A 16,632-nucleotide genomic window follows, 5' to 3' on the forward strand; every position below is an offset into this window, starting at 1 on the left:
CCTCTTGTGCCCCTCCCTGAAAGGGAGGGGCTAGGGGAGGGTGTAGCGGCGTGCGAGGCTCGATGCCTCGAGCGCCGCTTTTTTGTCGCGCCGAGTCTTTGGAGCGCGCAGACGCGCGCCCCTCCCCCAACCCCTCCCGTTCCGGGAGGGGAGTGAGAGCGTTACCGCCCCCGCCGCGCGTCCCACCACGCCAGCCGCTCAGCGATGCGCTTCTCCGTCCCCCGGTCGGTCGGGGTGTAGAAGGTCTCCGGCGTCATCTCTTCCGGCCAGTAATTCGCGCCCGAAAACCCGCCCTCGGCATCATGGTCATAGGCATAGCCCTTGCCATAGCCGATCTCCTTCATCAGCTTGGTCGGTGCGTTGAGGATATTCTGCGGCGGCATCAGCGAACCCGTCTCCTTCGCGCTGCGCCACGCCGCCTTCATCGCCTTATACGCCGCGTTCGATTTGGGTGCGGTCGCGCAATAAAGGCACGCCTGCACGATCGCGAGTTCACCTTCGGGCGACCCCAGAAACTCGTAACTATCCTTGGCGGCGAGGCACTGGACCAGCGCCTGCGGGTCGGCCAATCCGATATCCTCGCTCGCAAACCGCACCAGCCGGCGCAGCACGTAGAGCGGCTCCTCGCCCGCCACCAGCATCCGCGCGAGATAATAGAGCGCCGCCTGCGGATCGCTCCCGCGCAGCGATTTGTGCAGCGCGGAGATGAGGTTGTAATGCCCCTCGCGGTCCTTGTCGTACACCGCGACGCGGCGTTGCAGGAACGCCGACAGCCCCGCCGGGTCGAGCGGCGCGTCGAAGCTGACCGAGTAGAGCGTCTCCGCCTGATTGAGCAGGAACCGCCCGTCACCATCGGCGCTCGCCACCAGCGCATCGCGCGCTTCGGAGGTGAGGGGCAGGGGGCGGCCCTCGATTGCCTCGGCGCGGTCGAGCAACTGGCTGAGCGCAGGATGATCCAGCCGTCGCAGGATCAGCACCTGTGCGCGGCTGAGCAAGGCGGCGTTGAGTTCGAACGACGGATTCTCGGTCGTCGCGCCGACCAGGGTCACCGTACCATCCTCAACGAATGGCAGAAACCCGTCCTGCTGCGCGCGGTTGAAGCGGTGGATCTCGTCCACGAACAACAAGGTGCGCTGCCCGATCCGCGCATGCTCCTTGGCCTCGGCGAACACCTTCTTCAAATCCGCCACGCCCGAAAACACCGCGCTGATCGCAACGAAGCGCAAGCCCACCGCATCGGCGAGCAGCCGCGCCGTCGTCGTCTTGCCCGTCCCCGGCGGTCCCCACAGGATGATCGAAGACAGCTTCCCCGCCGCGACCATCCGGCCGATCGCGCCTTCCGGCCCGGTCAGATGCTCCTGCCCGACCACCTCGTCCAGCCGCGCCGGACGCAGCCGGTCGGCCAGCGGCGCTGAGGCGGAAACTTCGGAAGGGGAGGCGGCGGGTTCGGTCCCGCCGAACAGGTCAGCCATGGTTGACGATATAGGAATTTCGCGCCGCAACGCGAAGGGCCTTGTCAAAATGCGTTCAAGATATATCTTATACGCATCACGACTCGGATATGAAGGATATAGAATGTTTCGAGGACATCATCGCGGCCACGGGCCGCACGGAATGAATGCCAACCGCGGACGCCGCCAATGGGGCCCGTTTACGGTTGAATGGGATATGACCGGCGAAGCCCCGGGCGGCGGCGGTCGCGGACGCCGCCGCATGTTCGCGGGCGACGAGCTCCGCCTCGTCCTGCTCGCGCTGATCGCCGATCAGCCGCGCCACGGCTATGACCTGATCCGCGAGATCGAAGAGCGCACCGGCGGCGCCTATGCGCCCAGCCCGGGCGTGGTCTATCCGACGCTGACCCTGCTCGCCGACATGGATCATATCGCCGAACAGGCGGCGGAGGGCGCGAAGAAGCTCTACGCGATCACCGCCACCGGGCAGGCGCATCTCGGCGAGAATGCCGAACAGGTGACCCTGCTGATGGGCCGCCTCGCCGAACTCGGGACGCAGCGCGAAAAGAGCGGTCGCAGCCCGGTGCGCCGCGCCATGGGCAACCTCAAAATGGCGGTGATGCAGCGGCTCAACGACGGTGAGACCGATCAGGAGACGGTCGACGCGATCGTCGACATCATCGACGCCGCCGCGCGCAAGGTGGAGCGCCTCTGATGACGGCAACCGCAACCGGCTTCGCCGCGACCGACAAGGCGTCGCGCTACCTGCAACAGCTGTGCAAGCACTGGGAGCATAACCTGAAGGTCGACTACACCGCCGACCACGGCACGATCGTCTTCCCCAAGGACGCGCGCGGCGCGAACTGGCCCGGCGACGGGCTGGTCACGCTCGACGCCAAGCCTGACGGCATCGCGATCCGCATCGACGCGAGCGCGCCCGAACAGGCCGAAGGGCTGAAGGGCGCGATCGAACGCCATATCGACCGCTTCGCGTTCCGCGAGGAGGGTCTGAAGTACGATTGGTCCTAAGTCCCCCTCCCGCTTGCGGGAGGGGCTAGGGGAGGGCCTGTCAAAGCGTGACGCGGCCCGAATGGACAAGGCTTGAAATCCTCCCCCGCCAGGGGGAGGTGGCAGCGCAGCTGACGGAGGGGGAGGACGGCGATGTTCTCAAGCCTGAAGCCGTGACCCTTCCTCCCCCTCCGTCGCCTTCGGCGACACCTCCCCCTTGCGGGGGAGGATTGGTGGGAATCACCGCCCCGCCATCACCTCAAGATACGCATCCAGCACCGCCTGATTGACCTGCGGCCACACCTGCGCCTGCATCCGCTGGTGCCCAAGCGCGCCGAACCGCACCCGCATCGCCGCATCGCGCGCCAGTCGCTCGATCGCATCGGCATAGGCGGTGACGTCGCGGGGCGGGACCAGAAACCCGGTCTCGCCCTCGACCACCAGATCCATCGCTCCGGTTGCGCGCGCGGCAACCACCGGCACTCCGCACGCCATCGCTTCCGACGTCACATTGCCGAACGTCTCGGTCACCGACGGGTTGAAGAACACATCCATCGACGCGACCGCGCGGCCCAGTGCATCGCCGGACTGAAAGCCGGTGAAGATCGCCTCGGGCACCTGTCCCGCGAACCACTCGCGCGCTGGACCTTCGCCGACCACCAGCACCTTGTGCGGCACCCCGCGCCGGGTCAGCTCGCGCGCCACCTCGGCAAAGATGTCGAGCCCCTTTTCCAGCACCAATCGCCCAAGAAACCCGATCGCCGGCACATCGTCGGCGATCCCCAGCCCGCGCCGCCACTCCAGATCACGCCGCTGCGGATTGAACCGCGCATGATCCACGCCGCGCGACCAGATGCCGACCGGCGTGGTCACGCCCCAGCTCTTGATCAGCTCGGCGATCGACTGGCCCGGAACCATCACCCGATCGACCCGGTTGTAAAAGCGCTTCAGCCGCCGGATCAGCCACGGCTCGACAAAGCCCAGCCCATAATAGCGCGGATAGGTCTCGAACCGCGTGTGCAGCGACGCGAGAACCGGAATGCCCTGTTTGCGCGCCCACGCCACTGCGGCATGCCCCAGAAATTCGGGCGCGGAGACATGGACGAGGTTCGGCGCAAACGCCTCCAGATCCTCGCGCGGCGCGCGCGGCAGGCCCAGCGCCACCTTATACTCGCCGCGTCCGCCGGGCATGGCAAAGGCTGGCACGCTGACCAGATCGCCTTCGGGCGCGAACGCAGGCTTTGCCACCGTCGGCGAATAGACGCGCACCGTAACGCCCGCGTCCAGCAAATGCCGAACCAGCTTGTTCAGCGCCTGGTTCGCGCCGTCGCGCACATAATTGTAATTGCCGCTGAACAGCGCCACGCGAAGATCGGTCGGAGTCATCGGCGCGGCCATAGCGATCCGATTACGGCGTTACTATGTCGCCGAAAAGGAGTTTTCCCGCATGGCCGACCTGTCCGACTTCCCGATCACGACCCGCTGGCCCGCCCAGCACCCCGACCATATCCAGCTCTATTCGCTCAACACCCCCAACGGCGTGAAGGTCGGGATCATGCTGGAGGAGACCGGTCTGCCCTATGAGGCGCATCTGATCGACATCGGTGCCGACGACCAGAAGACCCCCGAATTCCTCAGCCTCAACCCCAATGGCAAAATCCCCGCGATCCTCGACCCCGATGGCCCGAACGGCCGCCCGCTGGCGCTGTTCGAGAGCGGCGCGATCCTGCTCTACCTCGCCGACAAGGCCGGCAAATTCCTCGACCCGGCGCAGCGCTACGAAACGATCGGCTGGGTGATGTGGCAGATGGGCGGCCTCGGCCCGATGTTCGGCCAGCTCGGCTATTTCCACAAATTCGCCGGGCGCGAGATCGCGGACAAGCGCCCGCTCGACCGCTATGTCGCGGAATCGAAGCGGCTGCTCGGCGTGCTCGATTCGCAACTCAATGGGCGCGACTGGATCATGGGCGACTATTCGATCGCCGACATCGCCTCGCTCGGCTGGGTCCGCAACCTGATCGGCTTTTACGAAGCGCGCGATCTGGTCGGGTTCGACGCATTCGCCAACGTCGCGGCGTGGCTGGAACGCGGCCTTGCGCGTCCGGCGGTGCAGCGCGGGCTGATGGTCACGGCAAAGGGGTGATCCGGCGCAATTCACTGCGCATTCACCGCCGAAACGAATATCTCGTATGTCGCCCTGAGAGGGTCGGCCTGTTCCGTGTCCTAAACCGTTTCAGGGAGGGTCCCGATGTCCGTTCTCGCACTTTCGCTCGCCGCGCTGCTGCTGCCCGCCGCGATCCAGACCGACCGCCCGTCCGGCGCGCCGGCGGGGGATGAAAAGGCCAACCACAATACGGCGTGGTCGAACAAATCGACCATCGCCGCACCGGGCGGTCCCGCCGTCGAGACTGGCGATGCCACGGCCAACCACAACACCGCCCGGTCGAGCCGGAACAAGGGCGGCCGCGGTCCAGCCCCGGCCAGCGGTGGGACGCAGCCAACCGCGCCTGCACCGGAAAGCACCTCCAAGCCGCAGTGAACGACGTGGCTTTCGGAACGCATATTCCCTTTTCGTTCCACTCGGGTTAGGCACGCGTCATGGCCAAACCCCAGAAGCGCTATGTCTGCCAGCAATGCGGATCGGTCTCGTCCAAATGGGCGGGGCAATGCGTCGATTGCGGCGAGTGGAACACGCTGGTCGAGGATGCCGGCGCGGTCGTGACGCCGTTTCAGGCGAAGCATAACCTGCAGGGCGGCGGGCGGATGATCCTGATGTCCGGGCTCGACGCCGATGTCCCGCTGCCCGCGCGGATGGGCACGGGCATCGCCGAGCTCGACCGCGCTCTAGGCGGTGGCTTTGTCGAGGCGTCGGCGACGCTGATCGGCGGCGATCCCGGCATCGGCAAGTCGACGCTGCTACTTCAGGCGGCGGCCAAGATGGCGCTGGCGGGCAAGAGCGTCGCCTATGTCTCGGGCGAGGAAGCGGCGGATCAGGTGCGGCTGCGCGCGCGCCGCCTCGGCCTCGGCAATGCCCCGGTCCAACTCGCCTCGGCGACCAGCGTGCGCGACATCCTCACCACGCTCGGCGGAGCGAGCCCGCCCGATTTGCTCGTGATCGATTCGATCCAGACGATGCACAGCGACCTGATCGAGGGCGCACCCGGCACGGTCAGTCAGGTGCGCGCATCGTCGCAGGAGCTGATCCGCTTCGCCAAGGAACGCGGCACCGCGCTCGTGCTGGTCGGCCATGTCACCAAGGACGGTAGCCTCGCCGGCCCGCGCGTGCTCGAACATATGGTCGACACCGTGCTGGCGTTCGAGGGCGAGCGCAGCCATCAGTACCGCATCCTGCGCGCGGTCAAGAACCGCTTCGGCGGCACCGACGAGATCGGCGTGTTCGCGATGCAGACCGAGGGGCTGACCGAAGTCGGCAACCCGTCCTCGCTGTTCCTCACCAGCCGCGACGAAAGCGTCAGCGGCACCGTCGTCTTTCCCGCTCTGGAAGGCACGCGTCCGGTGCTGGTCGAGATTCAGGCGCTGGTCGTGCGCCTCGCATCCGGCGCGACCCCGCGCCGCGCCGTGGTCGGCTGGGACAGCGGGCGCCTCGCGATGATCCTCGCGGTGCTTGAGGCGCGCTGCGGCCTCAGCTTCGCGACCAGCGAAGTCTATCTCAACATCGCCGGCGGCTATCGCGTGCAGGATCCGGCGGCGGACATGGCGGTCGCGGCGGCTCTGATCTCCGCTTTGTCCGAACGCCCGGTGCCGACCGACATGGTCACGTTCGGCGAAATCGCGCTGTCGGGCGAGGTGCGCCCGGTCGCCCACGGCGCACTGCGGCTCAAGGAAGCGGGCAAGCTCGGCTTCACCCGCGCGCTCGTCCCCGCGGCTCAGACCAAGGAGGGCAGCGTCGCGCTAACCGGCTTCCGCAACCTCGGCGGGTTCGTCGACCATATGCTCGGGCGCTGAGCGCTTCCGCCGCGCGAGCAACCGCCGCGCCGGATCGAGCACCGCCAGCACCACCATGGTCGCCACGACATCGGCAAGCCAGTCGTCCAGCGCCGCCGTCCGTCCCAGCGCGGGCAGCATCTGGGCAAATTCGATCAGCGCCCCGAACAGGGCAAAAGCAAGCAGCAGGGTCAGCGCCCGCACGCGCGGATAGGCCAGCCGTGCGAGCGCGGTGAGGGCCACGAACGCGATAATGTGCTGCACCTTGTCCCCCGGTTCGCCCGGCAACGCGGGGGGCTTGGGCAGCACTGCCATCACGAAGGCGAAGATCAGCGCCGCCCAGAAGGCGACAAAGAAGAAGCGGCGAAGCAAGATCATTGCCCTTAAGGTGAGGGGGAAGCGCGCCCGGCGCAACCCGAAGCCTTCGAAACGCTCTTCGCGCCGCTGCTCTGGCCCGCTATGAGCGCGAGACCGAGGGAGCGGGCGAAATGGGACTGACGGCAATCGACATCTTGGTGCTGCTGGGCATCGGCGCAGCGGCGATCACCGGGGCGATGCGCGGTTTCGTCACCGAAGTCCTGTCGTTGATGGCGTGGCTGCTGGTCGTCGCGGCGATCCGGTTTCTCCATACGCCAGTCGCCGCAGCGCTGACCGAACCGGTCGGGACGGTTCAGGGGGCGGCGGTGCTCGCCTTCGCGCTGCTCGGCGGCGTCGCTTATTTCGGCGGCCGGATCGTTGCCAATTCGATCGGCTCGCGCACGCGTTCCGGCTTTCTCGGGCCGATCGATCGCGCACTCGGCGTCGGCTTCGGTGCGCTTAAGGGCCTGATCCTCGCCAGCCTCGCGTTCCTGCTCGTCGCAATGGTCGTCGATACGGTCACCGGCGGCCCGGCCCAGCGTCCCGAATGGATGACCGCCGGCCGCACCTATCCGTTGCTCAACGCCACCAGTGCCAGCATCGCCGAATTCGTCGACCGCCGCCGCCGGGGCGAACCGGTGTTCGGCAACGACACCGACGCCGCAGAGCTTGCGAATGAGTCGGGCGAGGTTACATCGGAGCCATGACGGCTCCGCTCTACAACAACCAGATTTTGCGGCTCGCCGCGAGCATCCCCTATCACGAGCGACTGACCAACCCGATGGCGAGCGTCGAGAAGCGTTCGCCCGTCTGCGGCAGCCGCGTCGCGGTCGATGTCGATCTCGACGCAGATGGCCGCGTCGCTGCGCTCGGCATGCAGGTCCGCGCCTGCGCGCTGGGGCAGGCGGCGGCGTCGCTGATGGGCGCGCACGCGATCGGTCGCACCCCCGCCGAACTCGACGCGACCCGCTCCGCGCTGACCAACTGGCTGGCGGGGGAGGGCGACACGCCGCCCGACTGGCCCGGCCTCGACATCTTCACCCCCGCGCTTCCGCACAGCGCGCGTCACCCCTCGATCCGCCTCGCCTTCGAAGCGGTGGCCGAGGCTGCCGCGGTGGCCGGCCAGGACAAGGCCGCCTGATGGACCACAGCGCCGCCCATAGCTTCGTTGCCGAAAGCGCCCCGCTGCTCGGCTTCGCGTTGCTGTTCGTCCTGATCTTCCGCCGCATGGGGCTGGGCGCGACGCTCGGCTATCTCGTCGCGGGCGCTTTGGTCGGGCCGCAAGTGCTCGGGCTGGTCGGCGGTGCCGAAAGCAAGATGGGCATCGCCGAATTCGGCATCGCTTTGCTGCTGTTCCTCGTCGGCCTCGAACTCAGCCCGTCGCGGCTGTGGCGGATGAAGCGCGACATTTTCGGATTCGGCCTGCTTCAGGTCGTCCTATGCGGCGTCGCGCTCAGCGTGGTGATCGGCTACGGGGCCAATTTCTCGGTCTCCGCCGCCCTCGCCCTCGGCCTCCCGCTCGCACTGTCCTCGACCGCGCAGGTCCTCCCGATGCTGCAAAGCGCGGGCCGCATGCGCACCCCGTTCGGCGAGCGCGCCTTCTCGACGCTGTTGTTTCAGGACATCTCGATCGTCCCGCTGATCACGATCATCGCGATCCTCAGCCGAAATCCGGCGGATGCGGAGGGACCTCCGGGCTGGCTGCTCGCCATCTACACCGTCGCCGCGATCACCGGGCTGGTACTCACGGGGCGCTATCTGCTGCGCCCGCTGTTCAAGCTGATCGGCAATTGGGGCGAGCGTGAGCTGTTCGTCTTCGCCGCCCTGTTCACCGTCGTCGGCGCCGCCGCGCTGATGCAGTCGATCGGGCTGTCGACGGCCCTCGGCGCGTTCATCGCCGGCGTCATGCTCGCCGACAGCCCGTACCGGCATGAGATCGAGGCGGATATCGAACCCTTCCGTTCGATCCTGCTCGGCCTGTTCTTCCTCTCGGTCGGCATGATGCTCGACCTGTCCGCCATCGCCGAGCGTCCGGTGTTCGTGCTCGGCATGGCCGCCGCGCTGATCGCGACCAAGACGATCGTCATCACCGGCCTCGCCATGGCCTTCCGCATGCCGTGGCGTCAGGCGCTTGGCCTTGGCCTGTTGCTCAGCCAGGGCGGCGAGTTCGGCTTCGTCCTGTTCTCGCAGGCGCAAAACGCGCTGCTGATCGCACCCGAAGCGGTGAGCGTGTTCAGCGCAGTCGTCACTTTGTCGATGGCCACCACGCCATTCCTGATGATGTTCACCAAACGCTTCCGCGCCGATGCGGTCGAGGCAAAGGGCGAGCGCGAAGGCCCGGTGTCTGACGGATCGAACGCGCTGATCGTCGGCTATGGCCGCTTCGGCCAGACGGTCGGCCAGATGCTGAACGCTCAGGGCATCGCCGTCACGCTGATCGACACCGATATTGAGATGATCGACATCGCCGGCCAGTTCGGTGCCAAGGTCTATTATGGCGACGGCACCCGCATCGACATGCTCCGGCAAGCCGGGGCGGGTGAGGCGCAGCTGATCCTGTTCTGCCTCGACGGCGACAAGATCGAACCGGAACTGGTCGAGGCCGTCCACGAATCCTTCCCCAACGCATCGATCTTCGTGCGCGCCTATGACCGCCGCGCGCTGCTCAAGCTGCGCGGCACGCCGGCATCAGGCGTCGTGCGCGAAGTGCTCGAATCCGCCATTGTGATGGCGCGCAAAGCGATGGATGCGGTCGGCGTCGATATCGAGGAAATTGACCGCACCGAAGACCTCTACCGCCGCCGCGACCGCGAACGGCTGAAGATCCAGCATGAAGCAGGCAGCCTGACCGCGGCGCGTGAAGCGATCATCGGCGATCCCGACCTCGACTGGCGCCCGGGTCGCCGCGAGACCCCCGATCCGTTGGAGCCCAAGCCTGCGACCGGGAGTGAATGCGGATGAACTGGCTCGTTGTTTTCGCCGCGCTCTCCGGCGCCATCGCGGTCGGCGCGGGCGCATTCGGCGCGCATGGCGCAGAGGGCAAGGCGGCGGAATGGCTTCGCACCGGCGCGACCTATCAGCTGGTCCATGTCGTCGCCGCTCTCGTCGCGGTGCAGATGAACGCCAAGGTCGCGGGCTGGCTGTTCGTCGCGGGAGCCGCGATCTTTGCCTTCACGCTTTACGCCATGGCGTTCGGCGCGCCGCGCTGGCTGGGCGCGATCACTCCGATCGGTGGCACCGGGCTGATCCTGGGCTGGCTCTGGCTCGCATGGCACGGATTGGGGCGTAGCGGGCAGTGACCAGCGGCCGCCGGAAATGGCTGGTTGCAGGTTTGACCGGTGCCGGCATGACGCTGACGCCGTGGATAGGGTTTCTCGCACCGCATGCTACCGTTTATCTTATGCTATTCGCCTTAGGCGCAGGGGTCGTGACGCCATTGGTGCTGCTCCGCTCACCGATCGAGCGGGTCGCAGGCGCGGGGCTGTCGCTGATCGGGCTGTTGCCTGCACTCTTTCTCAGTGAGGTTCTGGCACATCTGACCTTTGGCGGGTGCCTGCAATAGGATGCGCACGCGGCTGAGCGTCTGCCGCCGCAAGCGGAGGTTCGCGGATGAAGGGGAGGCGGTCACGGCCGCACTGGCCGCGAGCATCACCCTGCGTCCCTACTGCTGCGACCGCTGTTTCGGCTTTCACCTGACCGGGCGCACCAAGGGCAAGCGGTTGCTCTGAAGATCCTCCCCGGAACGGGGAGGGGGACCAGCGAAGCTGGTGGAGGGGGCCCGAGGCAACGGAATCGGGTGCCTCGGGCCCCCTCCGTCAGCGCTACGCGCTGCCACCTCCCCGTTCCGGGGAGGATTGCTACCCCGCCGCCCGCAACTCCATCGCCGCATCCCGCATCGCCGCAAGCGACTGCGGCCGCCCCAGCAAATACCCCTGGATCAAATCGATGCCCAGCGCGCGCAGCACCGCCAGCTCGTCCTCGCGCTCCACACCCTCGGCGATCAACCGGCTGCCGGTGTCGCGCGCGAACATCATCAGCCCGGCGGCCAGCGCGCGGCGGCCCGGATCATGCTGGATATCCTCGATCAGGAACCGGTCGAGCTTTACCAGATCGGGGCGCATCTGGATGATCTGCTGCAGCCCGCTATAGCCCGATCCGGCATCGTCCACCGCGATCTTCAGCCCCTCCGCCCGCAACGGGGCCAGCCGCTCAAGCAGGATGGCGACGTCCGAAACCCGGTCATGCTCGGTGACTTCCAGCACCACGCGGTTCAGCGGCGCGCGGCGCAGGATCGCGGGCAGCTCGGGCGACATCGCGGTCGCGGGGCTGGCATTGACCGACAGATAGGCATGGTCGGGAAGCTGCGACAGGCCCTGCAGCGCGCGGTCGATCGCGAACAGCTCGAACGCGACACCCATGCCCACGCGACCGGCCTGATCGAACCATTTGTCGGGCGACCGATAGGGTTCGACGCTGATCCGCGCCAACGCCTCATAGCCGGCAGGTCGGCCCTGCGAGAGGCTGAAGATCGGCTGATAGTGAATCTCCATCAGGCCATCGGCCATGATCGCCTCGATCCCCGTGCGCGACGCCGTCGCTTCCTCGCGATTGCCCAGATCACGCTCGATCTCGAACGCGGCCAGATCGGCAAAGGCGCGCATCATGCCCAGATCGCGGGGGTTCAGCGTGGGACTCGCAAACGGGCCAAGGCAGCAGAACATGCCATAGGTCCGCCCGTTCGACAGCCGGATCGGCACGCTGACATGCGCGCCGATCGGCACGGCTGCGGTGATCGGCATCGCCATCGCGATCGGCTCAGCGGCGGTATCGGGGATCAGCTCCGGCAGGCGCCCCGCCAGGATATGTCGGCAATAGACGTCATCGAGCGAATGGACGTCGCCAGCCTTGGCCAGATGCTCCAGCCCCGGGGCATCCACGACGCGGAACACCGAATCATTGCCGACGAACTCGGACACATAGGCGACCTGCAGGCCCAAATGCGCGCGCACCGCCTGCAACGCGCGGGCGATGATCGCGTCCGAACTCGTTGCCTCACTGGCGTGAGAAATAATCTCGCGCAGCGCGGTTGCGCCAAGCGTCTCGCCCTCGACCATCAATTCAACCCCGTTCGTACCGCGAATTCTGTCGCGCTTCGTTCGAACTTTGGTCGAAACAATATGAAGATTCGGTCAGCGGCGATCGACTCAGCTACCCAAAATGCGCGTCACCGCGCCCACCGTCACCGGATGATATCCCGGCTTCGCCTTGGCAAAGATGCGCTGGGCAATCGGCTCGCCCCATTCGCCCTGCGCCTTGAGCCCGCGATACAGCGGCGTGACCAGCAGATTGCGGCCGACGCGGGTCAGATATTCCTCCAGCGCCGGGATCACCGGCTCATACCGGTTGGCGATGGCGAGATCGAACCACGCCGACTGGACATAGGCGTTCTGCGACCTGGTCAGCCCCAGCGCCGCGTCAAGCTCGGCCAGCCGCGCCGCGCTCTGCTGGCGGGGCAAATTGTCGATCAGCCGCTTCCACTGCTGCGTCTGCCAGCTGGTCGTGTCGATCGCCGCCGCCGGTCCGCCCGCGTTGAACGCGGCAAGCTGCGCGTCGACCTTGGCCAGCGTCTGGGACTTCACCTGAACCGCGTTGGACGGCACGCCCGGCTCGAACACCCAGCGATCGAGCTGCAGCTTGGCTTCCAGCGCCTTGTCGCCCTTGACCAGATGCTTGCGGATGTCCGCCAGGAACCCCGCACTGGTCTGCGGCTGAAACGCGTGCCGGTCGAAATAGCCGCGCAGATAGGGGTCCCAGCGGTCGCGCCCCACCGCATACTCGATCGTGCGCAGGAACGTGCTGCCCTTGAGGTAATCGAGCTGCCCCGCGCTCTCGCCCGGCGCGCCATGCAAGCGCGTCGCGGGCGCGGCATCGCCACCGGCGTTCTTCACGTCGCGCAGCATCCCGGCATAATCGAGGTCAGAATAGATCGCCGCGCGCTCCTTGCCGTACAGCGCCTCCATGATCCGGTTCTCGAAATAGGTCGTGAAGCCCTCGTTCAGCCAGCCATCCGCCCAGGTCGCATTGGTGACGAGGTTGCCCGACCAGCTATGCGCCAGCTCATGCGCGAGCACATCGGTGTTCGACCGGTCGCCGGTGATGATGGTGGGCGTGAAGAAGGTCAGATTGGGGTTCTCCATTCCGCCATAGGGGAAGGAGGGGGGCAGCACGAGCATGTCGTACCGACCCCAGCGATACGGACCATACAGCGCCTGCGCCGCGTCGATCATCTTTTCGACATCGGCAAATTCGGACACGGCCGCATCGAGCATGCCCGCTTCCGCCCACACCCCGCTGCGCGGCCCGACTTCCTTGAACTTGAGGTCGCCGACCGCGATCGCGATCAGATAGGGCGGAACCGGATTGTCCATCTTGAAGCGGAAGCTGCGGCCTCCTTGCGGCGCGGGCGTGCCAGTCGCGCCGTCCAGCATCTGCGCGCTCATCACCGGGACGAACCCTTCCGGCACCGTCACCGTTGCGGCCCAGGTCTGGCGGATGCCGGGGCTGTCCTGCGTCGGGATCCAGCTGCGGTTGTTGATCGCCTGCCCCTGACTGAACAGGAAGGGCAGGGTCTTGCTCTGCGTCTGCTCGGGCGTTAGCCACTGCAGCGCGCGTGCGCCAGGCTTTGAGCGATAGACGATGCGGATGCGCTTGGCACCGTTCAGCTCGATCGTCAGCGGCGCGCCGAGTTGCGGGTCGCTGGCCCCGACACGATGCGCCAGCTTCACGCCGCGTTCGTCAGAGACCACCGCAATCTCAAGGTCGAGCGTATCGAGCACGATCTCCTTCGCGCCCTTCGCCGCCAGCACGTCGAGCGTCGCCACGCCGCCAATCGTCTTGCTGTCGAAATCGATGTTCAGGGTGAGGTCCACATGCGTCACGCGCGCTTCGGCGGGGCGGGCATAGGTCCACACGTCCTTTGCCTCGGGCGTGGTCAGCACCGGCGCGACCTTGGCGGTCTGGGCGTGGGCGAGTGCGGGGGCAGGGGCGGCGGAGGCGAGCAGCAATGCTGCGAGGGTCAGGATACGCATGGTGGCAATTGCTACGATCTCAACGCTTTGGGCACAAGCACGGCCCTGATGCGTTGATCGCAATATCCCAAATTCAAGGAGAGACGCGATGAACACGACTGTCGAAAGCCCGAACCCCCTGATCGCATCCGACCGGGTCGAAGGCACCGCCGTCTATGACACCGCAGGCGAAAAGCTCGGCCATGTCGAACGCTTCATGGTCGACAAGGTATCGGGCCAGGCCGAATATGCTGTGATGGCGTTCGGCGGCATTCTCGGCATCGGCCACCGCCACTATCCGGTGCCGTGGAAGGCGCTGACCTACGACACCGACAAGAGCGGCTATGTGGTCTCGCTGAGCAAAGAGAAGCTCGAAAACGCGCCCAATTACGACCACGAGGGCGACGAGCCGACCTACGACCGCGCCTATGGGCAAGAGGTCTACGCCTATTACGGGGTCCCGCACCTCTGACCCACTATTCCCCTCCCTGAAAGGGAGGGGCTAGGGGAGAGTTTAGCGGCGTGCGAGGCTCCATGCCTCGCGCGCTGCTTTTGCGCTGTGTACTCGCCTTGAAACCGTTCGGCGCGCAGAACTGTGCGCCTGGTTACCCCTTGGGCAGCCCCCACCGCCCCGTTTCCATCCAGCGCAACAACGGCTTCAACGGCAGAATCCACACGATCCCGGTAAAGACGTAAAAGACCATCTGAACCAAGGCCGGCCACTGGCCGACGATACGCGACAGGCTCGCCACCGCGACGCACCAGATCAGGATCAGCGCGATAATCACGAACGCGCCAACAGGCTTGCGCCAGGACGGGGTCATGCTGCCACCTCGCCGAATGCGGCGGCTTCGGTAATGACACCATGCAGCGGCATATCCCAAGTGTCGATCGCGAGCGCCTCGACCTGCTGCACCGACCAGGCGATACCGACCCGCCATGCATCCGGCAGCCGCTCGAACACCCGGTCGTAATGTCCGGCACCCTGACCCAATCGGTTCAGCGCCGCGTCGAACGCCAGCAATGGGGTCAGCACAATCTCGGGATCGCACTCCAGCCCGCTATCATCGGGTTGGCGCAACCCCAGCGGCCCGTCGACCAGCGCATGATCCGGCTCCCAAGCAAAGAAGCGCACCGGCGACTCGCGGCTGGTGACATGCGGCAGCACGATCGTGCACCCCGCCTCGCGCGCCGCCCAGGCGATCGCGGTCGGATCGGCCTCGCTGCCCACTGGCACATAAGATGAGACAATGACGCCCGGCGCAAACCGCGCGAGCAGGGCAGGGGGCGGCTCGATCACGCCCCCAATGGTCATCGCGAACTCGTCGCGCAGCGCGCGCATCCGGGCGCGTAATGTCCGTTTATCGTCAGCCATCGTCGTGCTTCGCTATACGCGAAGCCTGAGCCTCGCTGACAAAATTCGTTGGCGGGACCACCATGGGCCGTTGCTTGAATATCCTCTGACGCCGTTTTACGTCAGGTGGGGACCATGTGCCACAGACCAGGGTCTGAACAGGGACAGCCCCCATGGATGATGAATCGCCTCAGGGATAATCGCTAAAGCTCGCACCGGGCAGTACCCGCCGCCGCCAATCTAGGCCGTGAGGCCGCCGGATTCAATGGGATTGCGGGGGATCGAACTGCGCTGCGACGTCGCGATGGCCGGGGATCACATTGACGATCTCGACTCGCTCGTCGGAGTAGCGAAAGAAGATGACATAGCCTTGCTCGGACACCGACCGGATGTCGGCGCGCAATTCAGGTCGCCCCGTCCCGAGCGTGCCGGGAAGGCTGGCAATCCGCTCGCAGCGACGTTCCAGCTTCGTCGCGAAGTCATTCGCGACACGCAGGCTTCCGCTCTCGACGGCGATATGCCGGAGTATCGCGTTCAAATCCTTTTTGGCCGCCGGGAGATAGATCAGGCGGCGCACCTAGTAGCCCTCTGCCGCCAACTCCTGCATCGTTCGGTCGAGACTTGCGCGGAGCTCTTCGGGAGTCACTTCACCCCCCGCCTCAATCGACGCATTCAACGTGTCGCGCAGCGCCTGCAGCTTCGCCTCGCGCTCTTCCACCAAGCGCAACCCTTCGCGCACGACTTCGCTCGCCGAGCCATAGCGGCCCGATTTCACGATCTCCGCGACATAGCCTTCCCAGCGTTCGCCGATCGACACGTTCATCGAACTTCTCCTTCGCCGCAGACTCTACCCCAATAACAAAAACTGCGCAATTTTCGTTATTGCTCCAGCGCCGCCGCGACCGCCTCCAGCCGATCCGCCAGATTTTCCAGCAGCACCGGCGACACGCCCCCCGGCGGGTTGCGCTCGGCCTCATCGACCTGGTCGGCGAGGATCAGCGCAAGGAACAGCATCGTCCGCTCGCTGCTCAGCCCACCCGACGCGCGCACCGCAGTGTCGGAATGGCGTTCCAGCAACGCGCCGAGCCGCTCGAGATGCAGTTCCTCGCCATCGCGACAGGCGATGCTGTGGCTGCGTCCAGCGATGGTGAGCGTGACCTGACCCATCAGTCCTCGCCCTCCTGCGCGATCACCGCATCGAGCGCGGCAATCGCCTGCTCGACCCGGCCGCGCAGTGCCGCATGCCTGTGTTCCAGCCGTTCGGCGTCGAAGGCGCGCCGCGTGGCAGCCGCCTCGATCCGCGTGAGCGCGCGCTCGATCCGGTCAAGCGCGGAAGGTGCCGCATCCGCCATGCCGGGTGGATAGGGGGGCTTTCCCCAACCCGCAACCCCGCCCGGTTGACGCACGCGCCCGCGCGCCCCATTGGCACGCCAACTTCGATTCGCCGGGC

23 protein-coding genes are annotated in these 16,632 nt (G+C 66.4%); 12 read left to right on the top strand and 11 right to left on the bottom strand.

Features of this window, described 5'->3' with window-relative positions; all coding sequences use genetic code 11:
• Positions 1 to 161: 161 nt before the first annotated feature.
• On the bottom strand, positions 162 to 1,472 hold the full coding sequence (locus VGN66_RS13150; RefSeq protein WP_327519255.1) for a replication-associated recombination protein A: 1,311 nt from the start codon (positions 1,470 to 1,472) through the stop codon (positions 162 to 164).
• A gap of 196 nt (positions 1,473 to 1,668) precedes the next feature.
• Between VGN66_RS13150 and VGN66_RS13155 the strand changes: the two genes are divergently transcribed.
• Positions 1,669 to 2,166 (top strand): PadR family transcriptional regulator, encoded by a 498-nt coding sequence (locus VGN66_RS13155; RefSeq protein ID WP_327519256.1) that lies wholly within the window; start codon positions 1,669 to 1,671, stop codon positions 2,164 to 2,166.
• Complete coding sequence (locus VGN66_RS13160) at positions 2,166 to 2,480, top strand: DUF2218 domain-containing protein (RefSeq protein WP_327519257.1); 315 nt, start codon at positions 2,166 to 2,168, stop codon at positions 2,478 to 2,480. Before VGN66_RS13155 ends, VGN66_RS13160 begins: the two co-directional genes overlap by 1 nt.
• A 219-nt stretch (positions 2,481 to 2,699) precedes the next feature.
• Here VGN66_RS13160 and VGN66_RS13165 read toward each other — a convergent pair whose 3' ends face one another.
• Positions 2,700 to 3,845, bottom strand: coding sequence for a glycosyltransferase family 1 protein (locus tag VGN66_RS13165; RefSeq protein ID WP_327519384.1), 1,146 nt, complete (start codon positions 3,843 to 3,845; stop codon positions 2,700 to 2,702).
• Between the two features lie 61 nt (positions 3,846 to 3,906).
• Here VGN66_RS13165 and VGN66_RS13170 point away from each other — a divergent pair, with 61 nt between their 5' ends.
• The 3 genes from VGN66_RS13170 to radA all read left to right on the top strand — a co-directional run bounded on the left by VGN66_RS13170 (position 3,907) and on the right by radA (position 6,425).
• Positions 3,907 to 4,602 (top strand): glutathione S-transferase N-terminal domain-containing protein, encoded by a 696-nt coding sequence (locus VGN66_RS13170; RefSeq protein ID WP_327519258.1) that lies wholly within the window; start codon positions 3,907 to 3,909, stop codon positions 4,600 to 4,602.
• A 105-nt stretch (positions 4,603 to 4,707) separates the two neighbouring features.
• Positions 4,708 to 4,998, top strand: a complete 291-nt coding sequence (locus VGN66_RS13175) for a hypothetical protein (RefSeq protein ID WP_327519259.1) — start codon at positions 4,708 to 4,710, stop codon at positions 4,996 to 4,998.
• A gap of 59 nt (positions 4,999 to 5,057) precedes the next feature.
• A complete protein-coding gene (gene radA, locus VGN66_RS13180) occupies positions 5,058 to 6,425 on the top strand; it encodes a DNA repair protein RadA (RefSeq protein ID WP_327519260.1) in 1,368 nt (455 codons plus the stop codon).
• On the opposite strand, the gene VGN66_RS13185 is transcribed toward radA, so the two are convergent.
• Entirely contained in the window at positions 6,372 to 6,782 is a 411-nt protein-coding gene (locus VGN66_RS13185; RefSeq protein ID WP_327519261.1) for a hypothetical protein, read from the bottom strand. The two genes, radA and VGN66_RS13185, sit on opposite strands and share 54 nt — an antisense overlap.
• Positions 6,783 to 6,892: 110 nt before the next feature.
• Between VGN66_RS13185 and VGN66_RS13190 the strand changes: the two genes are divergently transcribed.
• The 6 genes from VGN66_RS13190 to VGN66_RS13215 are packed head-to-tail and all read left to right on the top strand — an operon-like array spanning position 6,893 to position 10,489.
• The gene (locus VGN66_RS13190) at positions 6,893 to 7,468 is read left to right on the top strand and encodes a CvpA family protein (RefSeq protein ID WP_327519262.1); all 576 of its coding nucleotides are present in this window, start codon (positions 6,893 to 6,895) and stop codon (positions 7,466 to 7,468) included.
• A complete protein-coding gene (locus VGN66_RS13195) occupies positions 7,465 to 7,902 on the top strand; it encodes an iron-sulfur cluster assembly scaffold protein (RefSeq protein WP_327519263.1) in 438 nt (145 codons plus the stop codon). Before VGN66_RS13190 ends, VGN66_RS13195 begins: the two co-directional genes overlap by 4 nt.
• Positions 7,902 to 9,722, top strand: a complete 1,821-nt coding sequence (locus VGN66_RS13200; RefSeq protein ID WP_327519264.1) for a monovalent cation:proton antiporter-2 (CPA2) family protein — start codon at positions 7,902 to 7,904, stop codon at positions 9,720 to 9,722. The genes VGN66_RS13195 and VGN66_RS13200 overlap by 1 nt, the downstream gene beginning before the upstream one ends.
• On the top strand, positions 9,719 to 10,060 hold the full coding sequence (locus VGN66_RS13205) for a DUF423 domain-containing protein (protein ID WP_327519266.1): 342 nt from the start codon (positions 9,719 to 9,721) through the stop codon (positions 10,058 to 10,060). Before VGN66_RS13200 ends, VGN66_RS13205 begins: the two co-directional genes overlap by 4 nt.
• A complete protein-coding gene (locus VGN66_RS13210) occupies positions 10,057 to 10,323 on the top strand; it encodes a hypothetical protein (RefSeq protein WP_327519267.1) in 267 nt (88 codons plus the stop codon). The genes VGN66_RS13205 and VGN66_RS13210 overlap by 4 nt, the downstream gene beginning before the upstream one ends.
• A 1-nt stretch (position 10,324) precedes the next feature.
• Positions 10,325 to 10,489 carry a hypothetical protein gene (locus VGN66_RS13215; RefSeq protein WP_327519268.1) on the top strand — a complete coding sequence of 55 codons (165 nt, stop codon included), beginning with the start codon at positions 10,325 to 10,327 and terminating at the stop codon, positions 10,487 to 10,489.
• Between the two features lie 129 nt (positions 10,490 to 10,618).
• Here the strand turns inward: VGN66_RS13215 and VGN66_RS13220 are convergent, their stop codons facing one another.
• Both VGN66_RS13220 and VGN66_RS13225 read right to left on the bottom strand, forming a co-directional pair.
• Positions 10,619 to 11,875, bottom strand: a complete 1,257-nt coding sequence (locus VGN66_RS13220) for a sensor domain-containing phosphodiesterase (RefSeq protein ID WP_327519269.1) — start codon at positions 11,873 to 11,875, stop codon at positions 10,619 to 10,621.
• Positions 11,876 to 11,965: 90 nt separating this feature from the next.
• Positions 11,966 to 13,849: a M1 family metallopeptidase gene (locus VGN66_RS13225; protein ID WP_327519270.1), complete on the bottom strand. Its 1,884-nt coding sequence runs from the start codon at positions 13,847 to 13,849 to the stop codon at positions 11,966 to 11,968.
• Positions 13,850 to 13,937: 88 nt separating this feature from the next.
• Between VGN66_RS13225 and VGN66_RS13230 the strand changes: the two genes are divergently transcribed.
• On the top strand, positions 13,938 to 14,300 hold the full coding sequence (locus VGN66_RS13230) for a PRC-barrel domain-containing protein (RefSeq protein WP_327519271.1): 363 nt from the start codon (positions 13,938 to 13,940) through the stop codon (positions 14,298 to 14,300).
• Positions 14,301 to 14,433: 133 nt separating this feature from the next.
• Here VGN66_RS13230 and VGN66_RS13235 read toward each other — a convergent pair whose 3' ends face one another.
• The 6 genes from VGN66_RS13235 to VGN66_RS13260 form a co-directional block, all read right to left on the bottom strand.
• Positions 14,434 to 14,652, bottom strand: coding sequence for a DUF2842 domain-containing protein (locus tag VGN66_RS13235; RefSeq protein ID WP_327519272.1), 219 nt, complete (start codon positions 14,650 to 14,652; stop codon positions 14,434 to 14,436).
• Positions 14,649 to 15,203, bottom strand: a complete 555-nt coding sequence (locus VGN66_RS13240) for a 5-formyltetrahydrofolate cyclo-ligase (protein WP_327519273.1) — start codon at positions 15,201 to 15,203, stop codon at positions 14,649 to 14,651. Before VGN66_RS13240 ends, VGN66_RS13235 begins: the two co-directional genes overlap by 4 nt.
• A 241-nt stretch (positions 15,204 to 15,444) precedes the next feature.
• Complete coding sequence (locus tag VGN66_RS13245) at positions 15,445 to 15,759, bottom strand: type II toxin-antitoxin system RelE/ParE family toxin (protein ID WP_327519274.1); 315 nt, start codon at positions 15,757 to 15,759, stop codon at positions 15,445 to 15,447.
• Entirely contained in the window at positions 15,760 to 16,005 is a 246-nt protein-coding gene (locus tag VGN66_RS13250) for a type II toxin-antitoxin system ParD family antitoxin (protein WP_327519275.1), read from the bottom strand.
• A 56-nt stretch (positions 16,006 to 16,061) separates the two neighbouring features.
• Complete coding sequence (locus tag VGN66_RS13255; protein ID WP_327519276.1) at positions 16,062 to 16,349, bottom strand: cell division protein ZapA; 288 nt, start codon at positions 16,347 to 16,349, stop codon at positions 16,062 to 16,064.
• Positions 16,349 to 16,534, bottom strand: a complete 186-nt coding sequence (locus tag VGN66_RS13260) for a hypothetical protein (protein WP_224922339.1) — start codon at positions 16,532 to 16,534, stop codon at positions 16,349 to 16,351. Before VGN66_RS13260 ends, VGN66_RS13255 begins: the two co-directional genes overlap by 1 nt.
• Positions 16,535 to 16,632 lie beyond the last annotated feature (98 nt).

Origin of the sequence: Sphingomonas sp. (assembly GCF_035998645.1) — a bacterium.
In the GTDB taxonomy this organism is placed as follows: domain Bacteria; phylum Pseudomonadota; class Alphaproteobacteria; order Sphingomonadales; family Sphingomonadaceae; genus Sphingomonas.

Excerpts from the sequence above, each read along its gene's own strand:
- VGN66_RS13255 (WP_327519276.1), bottom strand. The coding sequence starts at position 16,349 with ATGGGTCAGGTCACGCTCACCATCGCTGGACGCAGCCACAGCATCGCC.
- VGN66_RS13240 (WP_327519273.1), bottom strand. The coding sequence starts at position 15,203 with ATGGCTGACGATAAACGGACATTACGCGCCCGGATGCGCGCGCTGCGC.
- VGN66_RS13175 (WP_327519259.1), top strand. The coding sequence starts at position 4,708 with ATGTCCGTTCTCGCACTTTCGCTCGCCGCGCTGCTGCTGCCCGCCGCG.
- VGN66_RS13235 (WP_327519272.1), bottom strand. The coding sequence starts at position 14,652 with ATGACCCCGTCCTGGCGCAAGCCTGTTGGCGCGTTCGTGATTATCGCG.
- VGN66_RS13155 (WP_327519256.1), top strand. The coding sequence starts at position 1,669 with ATGACCGGCGAAGCCCCGGGCGGCGGCGGTCGCGGACGCCGCCGCATG.
- VGN66_RS13250 (WP_327519275.1), bottom strand. The coding sequence starts at position 16,005 with ATGAACGTGTCGATCGGCGAACGCTGGGAAGGCTATGTCGCGGAGATC.
- VGN66_RS13215 (WP_327519268.1), top strand. The coding sequence starts at position 10,325 with ATGCGCACGCGGCTGAGCGTCTGCCGCCGCAAGCGGAGGTTCGCGGAT.
- VGN66_RS13190 (WP_327519262.1), top strand. The coding sequence starts at position 6,893 with ATGGGACTGACGGCAATCGACATCTTGGTGCTGCTGGGCATCGGCGCA.
- VGN66_RS13200 (WP_327519264.1), top strand. The coding sequence starts at position 7,902 with ATGGACCACAGCGCCGCCCATAGCTTCGTTGCCGAAAGCGCCCCGCTG.
- VGN66_RS13225 (WP_327519270.1), bottom strand. The coding sequence starts at position 13,849 with ATGCGTATCCTGACCCTCGCAGCATTGCTGCTCGCCTCCGCCGCCCCT.
- radA (WP_327519260.1), top strand. The coding sequence starts at position 5,058 with ATGGCCAAACCCCAGAAGCGCTATGTCTGCCAGCAATGCGGATCGGTC.
- VGN66_RS13165 (WP_327519384.1), bottom strand. The coding sequence starts at position 3,845 with ATGACTCCGACCGATCTTCGCGTGGCGCTGTTCAGCGGCAATTACAAT.
- VGN66_RS13205 (WP_327519266.1), top strand. The coding sequence starts at position 9,719 with ATGAACTGGCTCGTTGTTTTCGCCGCGCTCTCCGGCGCCATCGCGGTC.
- VGN66_RS13160 (WP_327519257.1), top strand. The coding sequence starts at position 2,166 with ATGACGGCAACCGCAACCGGCTTCGCCGCGACCGACAAGGCGTCGCGC.
- VGN66_RS13230 (WP_327519271.1), top strand. The coding sequence starts at position 13,938 with ATGAACACGACTGTCGAAAGCCCGAACCCCCTGATCGCATCCGACCGG.
- VGN66_RS13260 (WP_224922339.1), bottom strand. The coding sequence starts at position 16,534 with ATGGCGGATGCGGCACCTTCCGCGCTTGACCGGATCGAGCGCGCGCTC.
- VGN66_RS13195 (WP_327519263.1), top strand. The coding sequence starts at position 7,465 with ATGACGGCTCCGCTCTACAACAACCAGATTTTGCGGCTCGCCGCGAGC.
- VGN66_RS13170 (WP_327519258.1), top strand. The coding sequence starts at position 3,907 with ATGGCCGACCTGTCCGACTTCCCGATCACGACCCGCTGGCCCGCCCAG.
- VGN66_RS13150 (WP_327519255.1), bottom strand. The coding sequence starts at position 1,472 with ATGGCTGACCTGTTCGGCGGGACCGAACCCGCCGCCTCCCCTTCCGAA.
- VGN66_RS13185 (WP_327519261.1), bottom strand. The coding sequence starts at position 6,782 with ATGATCTTGCTTCGCCGCTTCTTCTTTGTCGCCTTCTGGGCGGCGCTG.
- VGN66_RS13220 (WP_327519269.1), bottom strand. The coding sequence starts at position 11,875 with ATGGTCGAGGGCGAGACGCTTGGCGCAACCGCGCTGCGCGAGATTATT.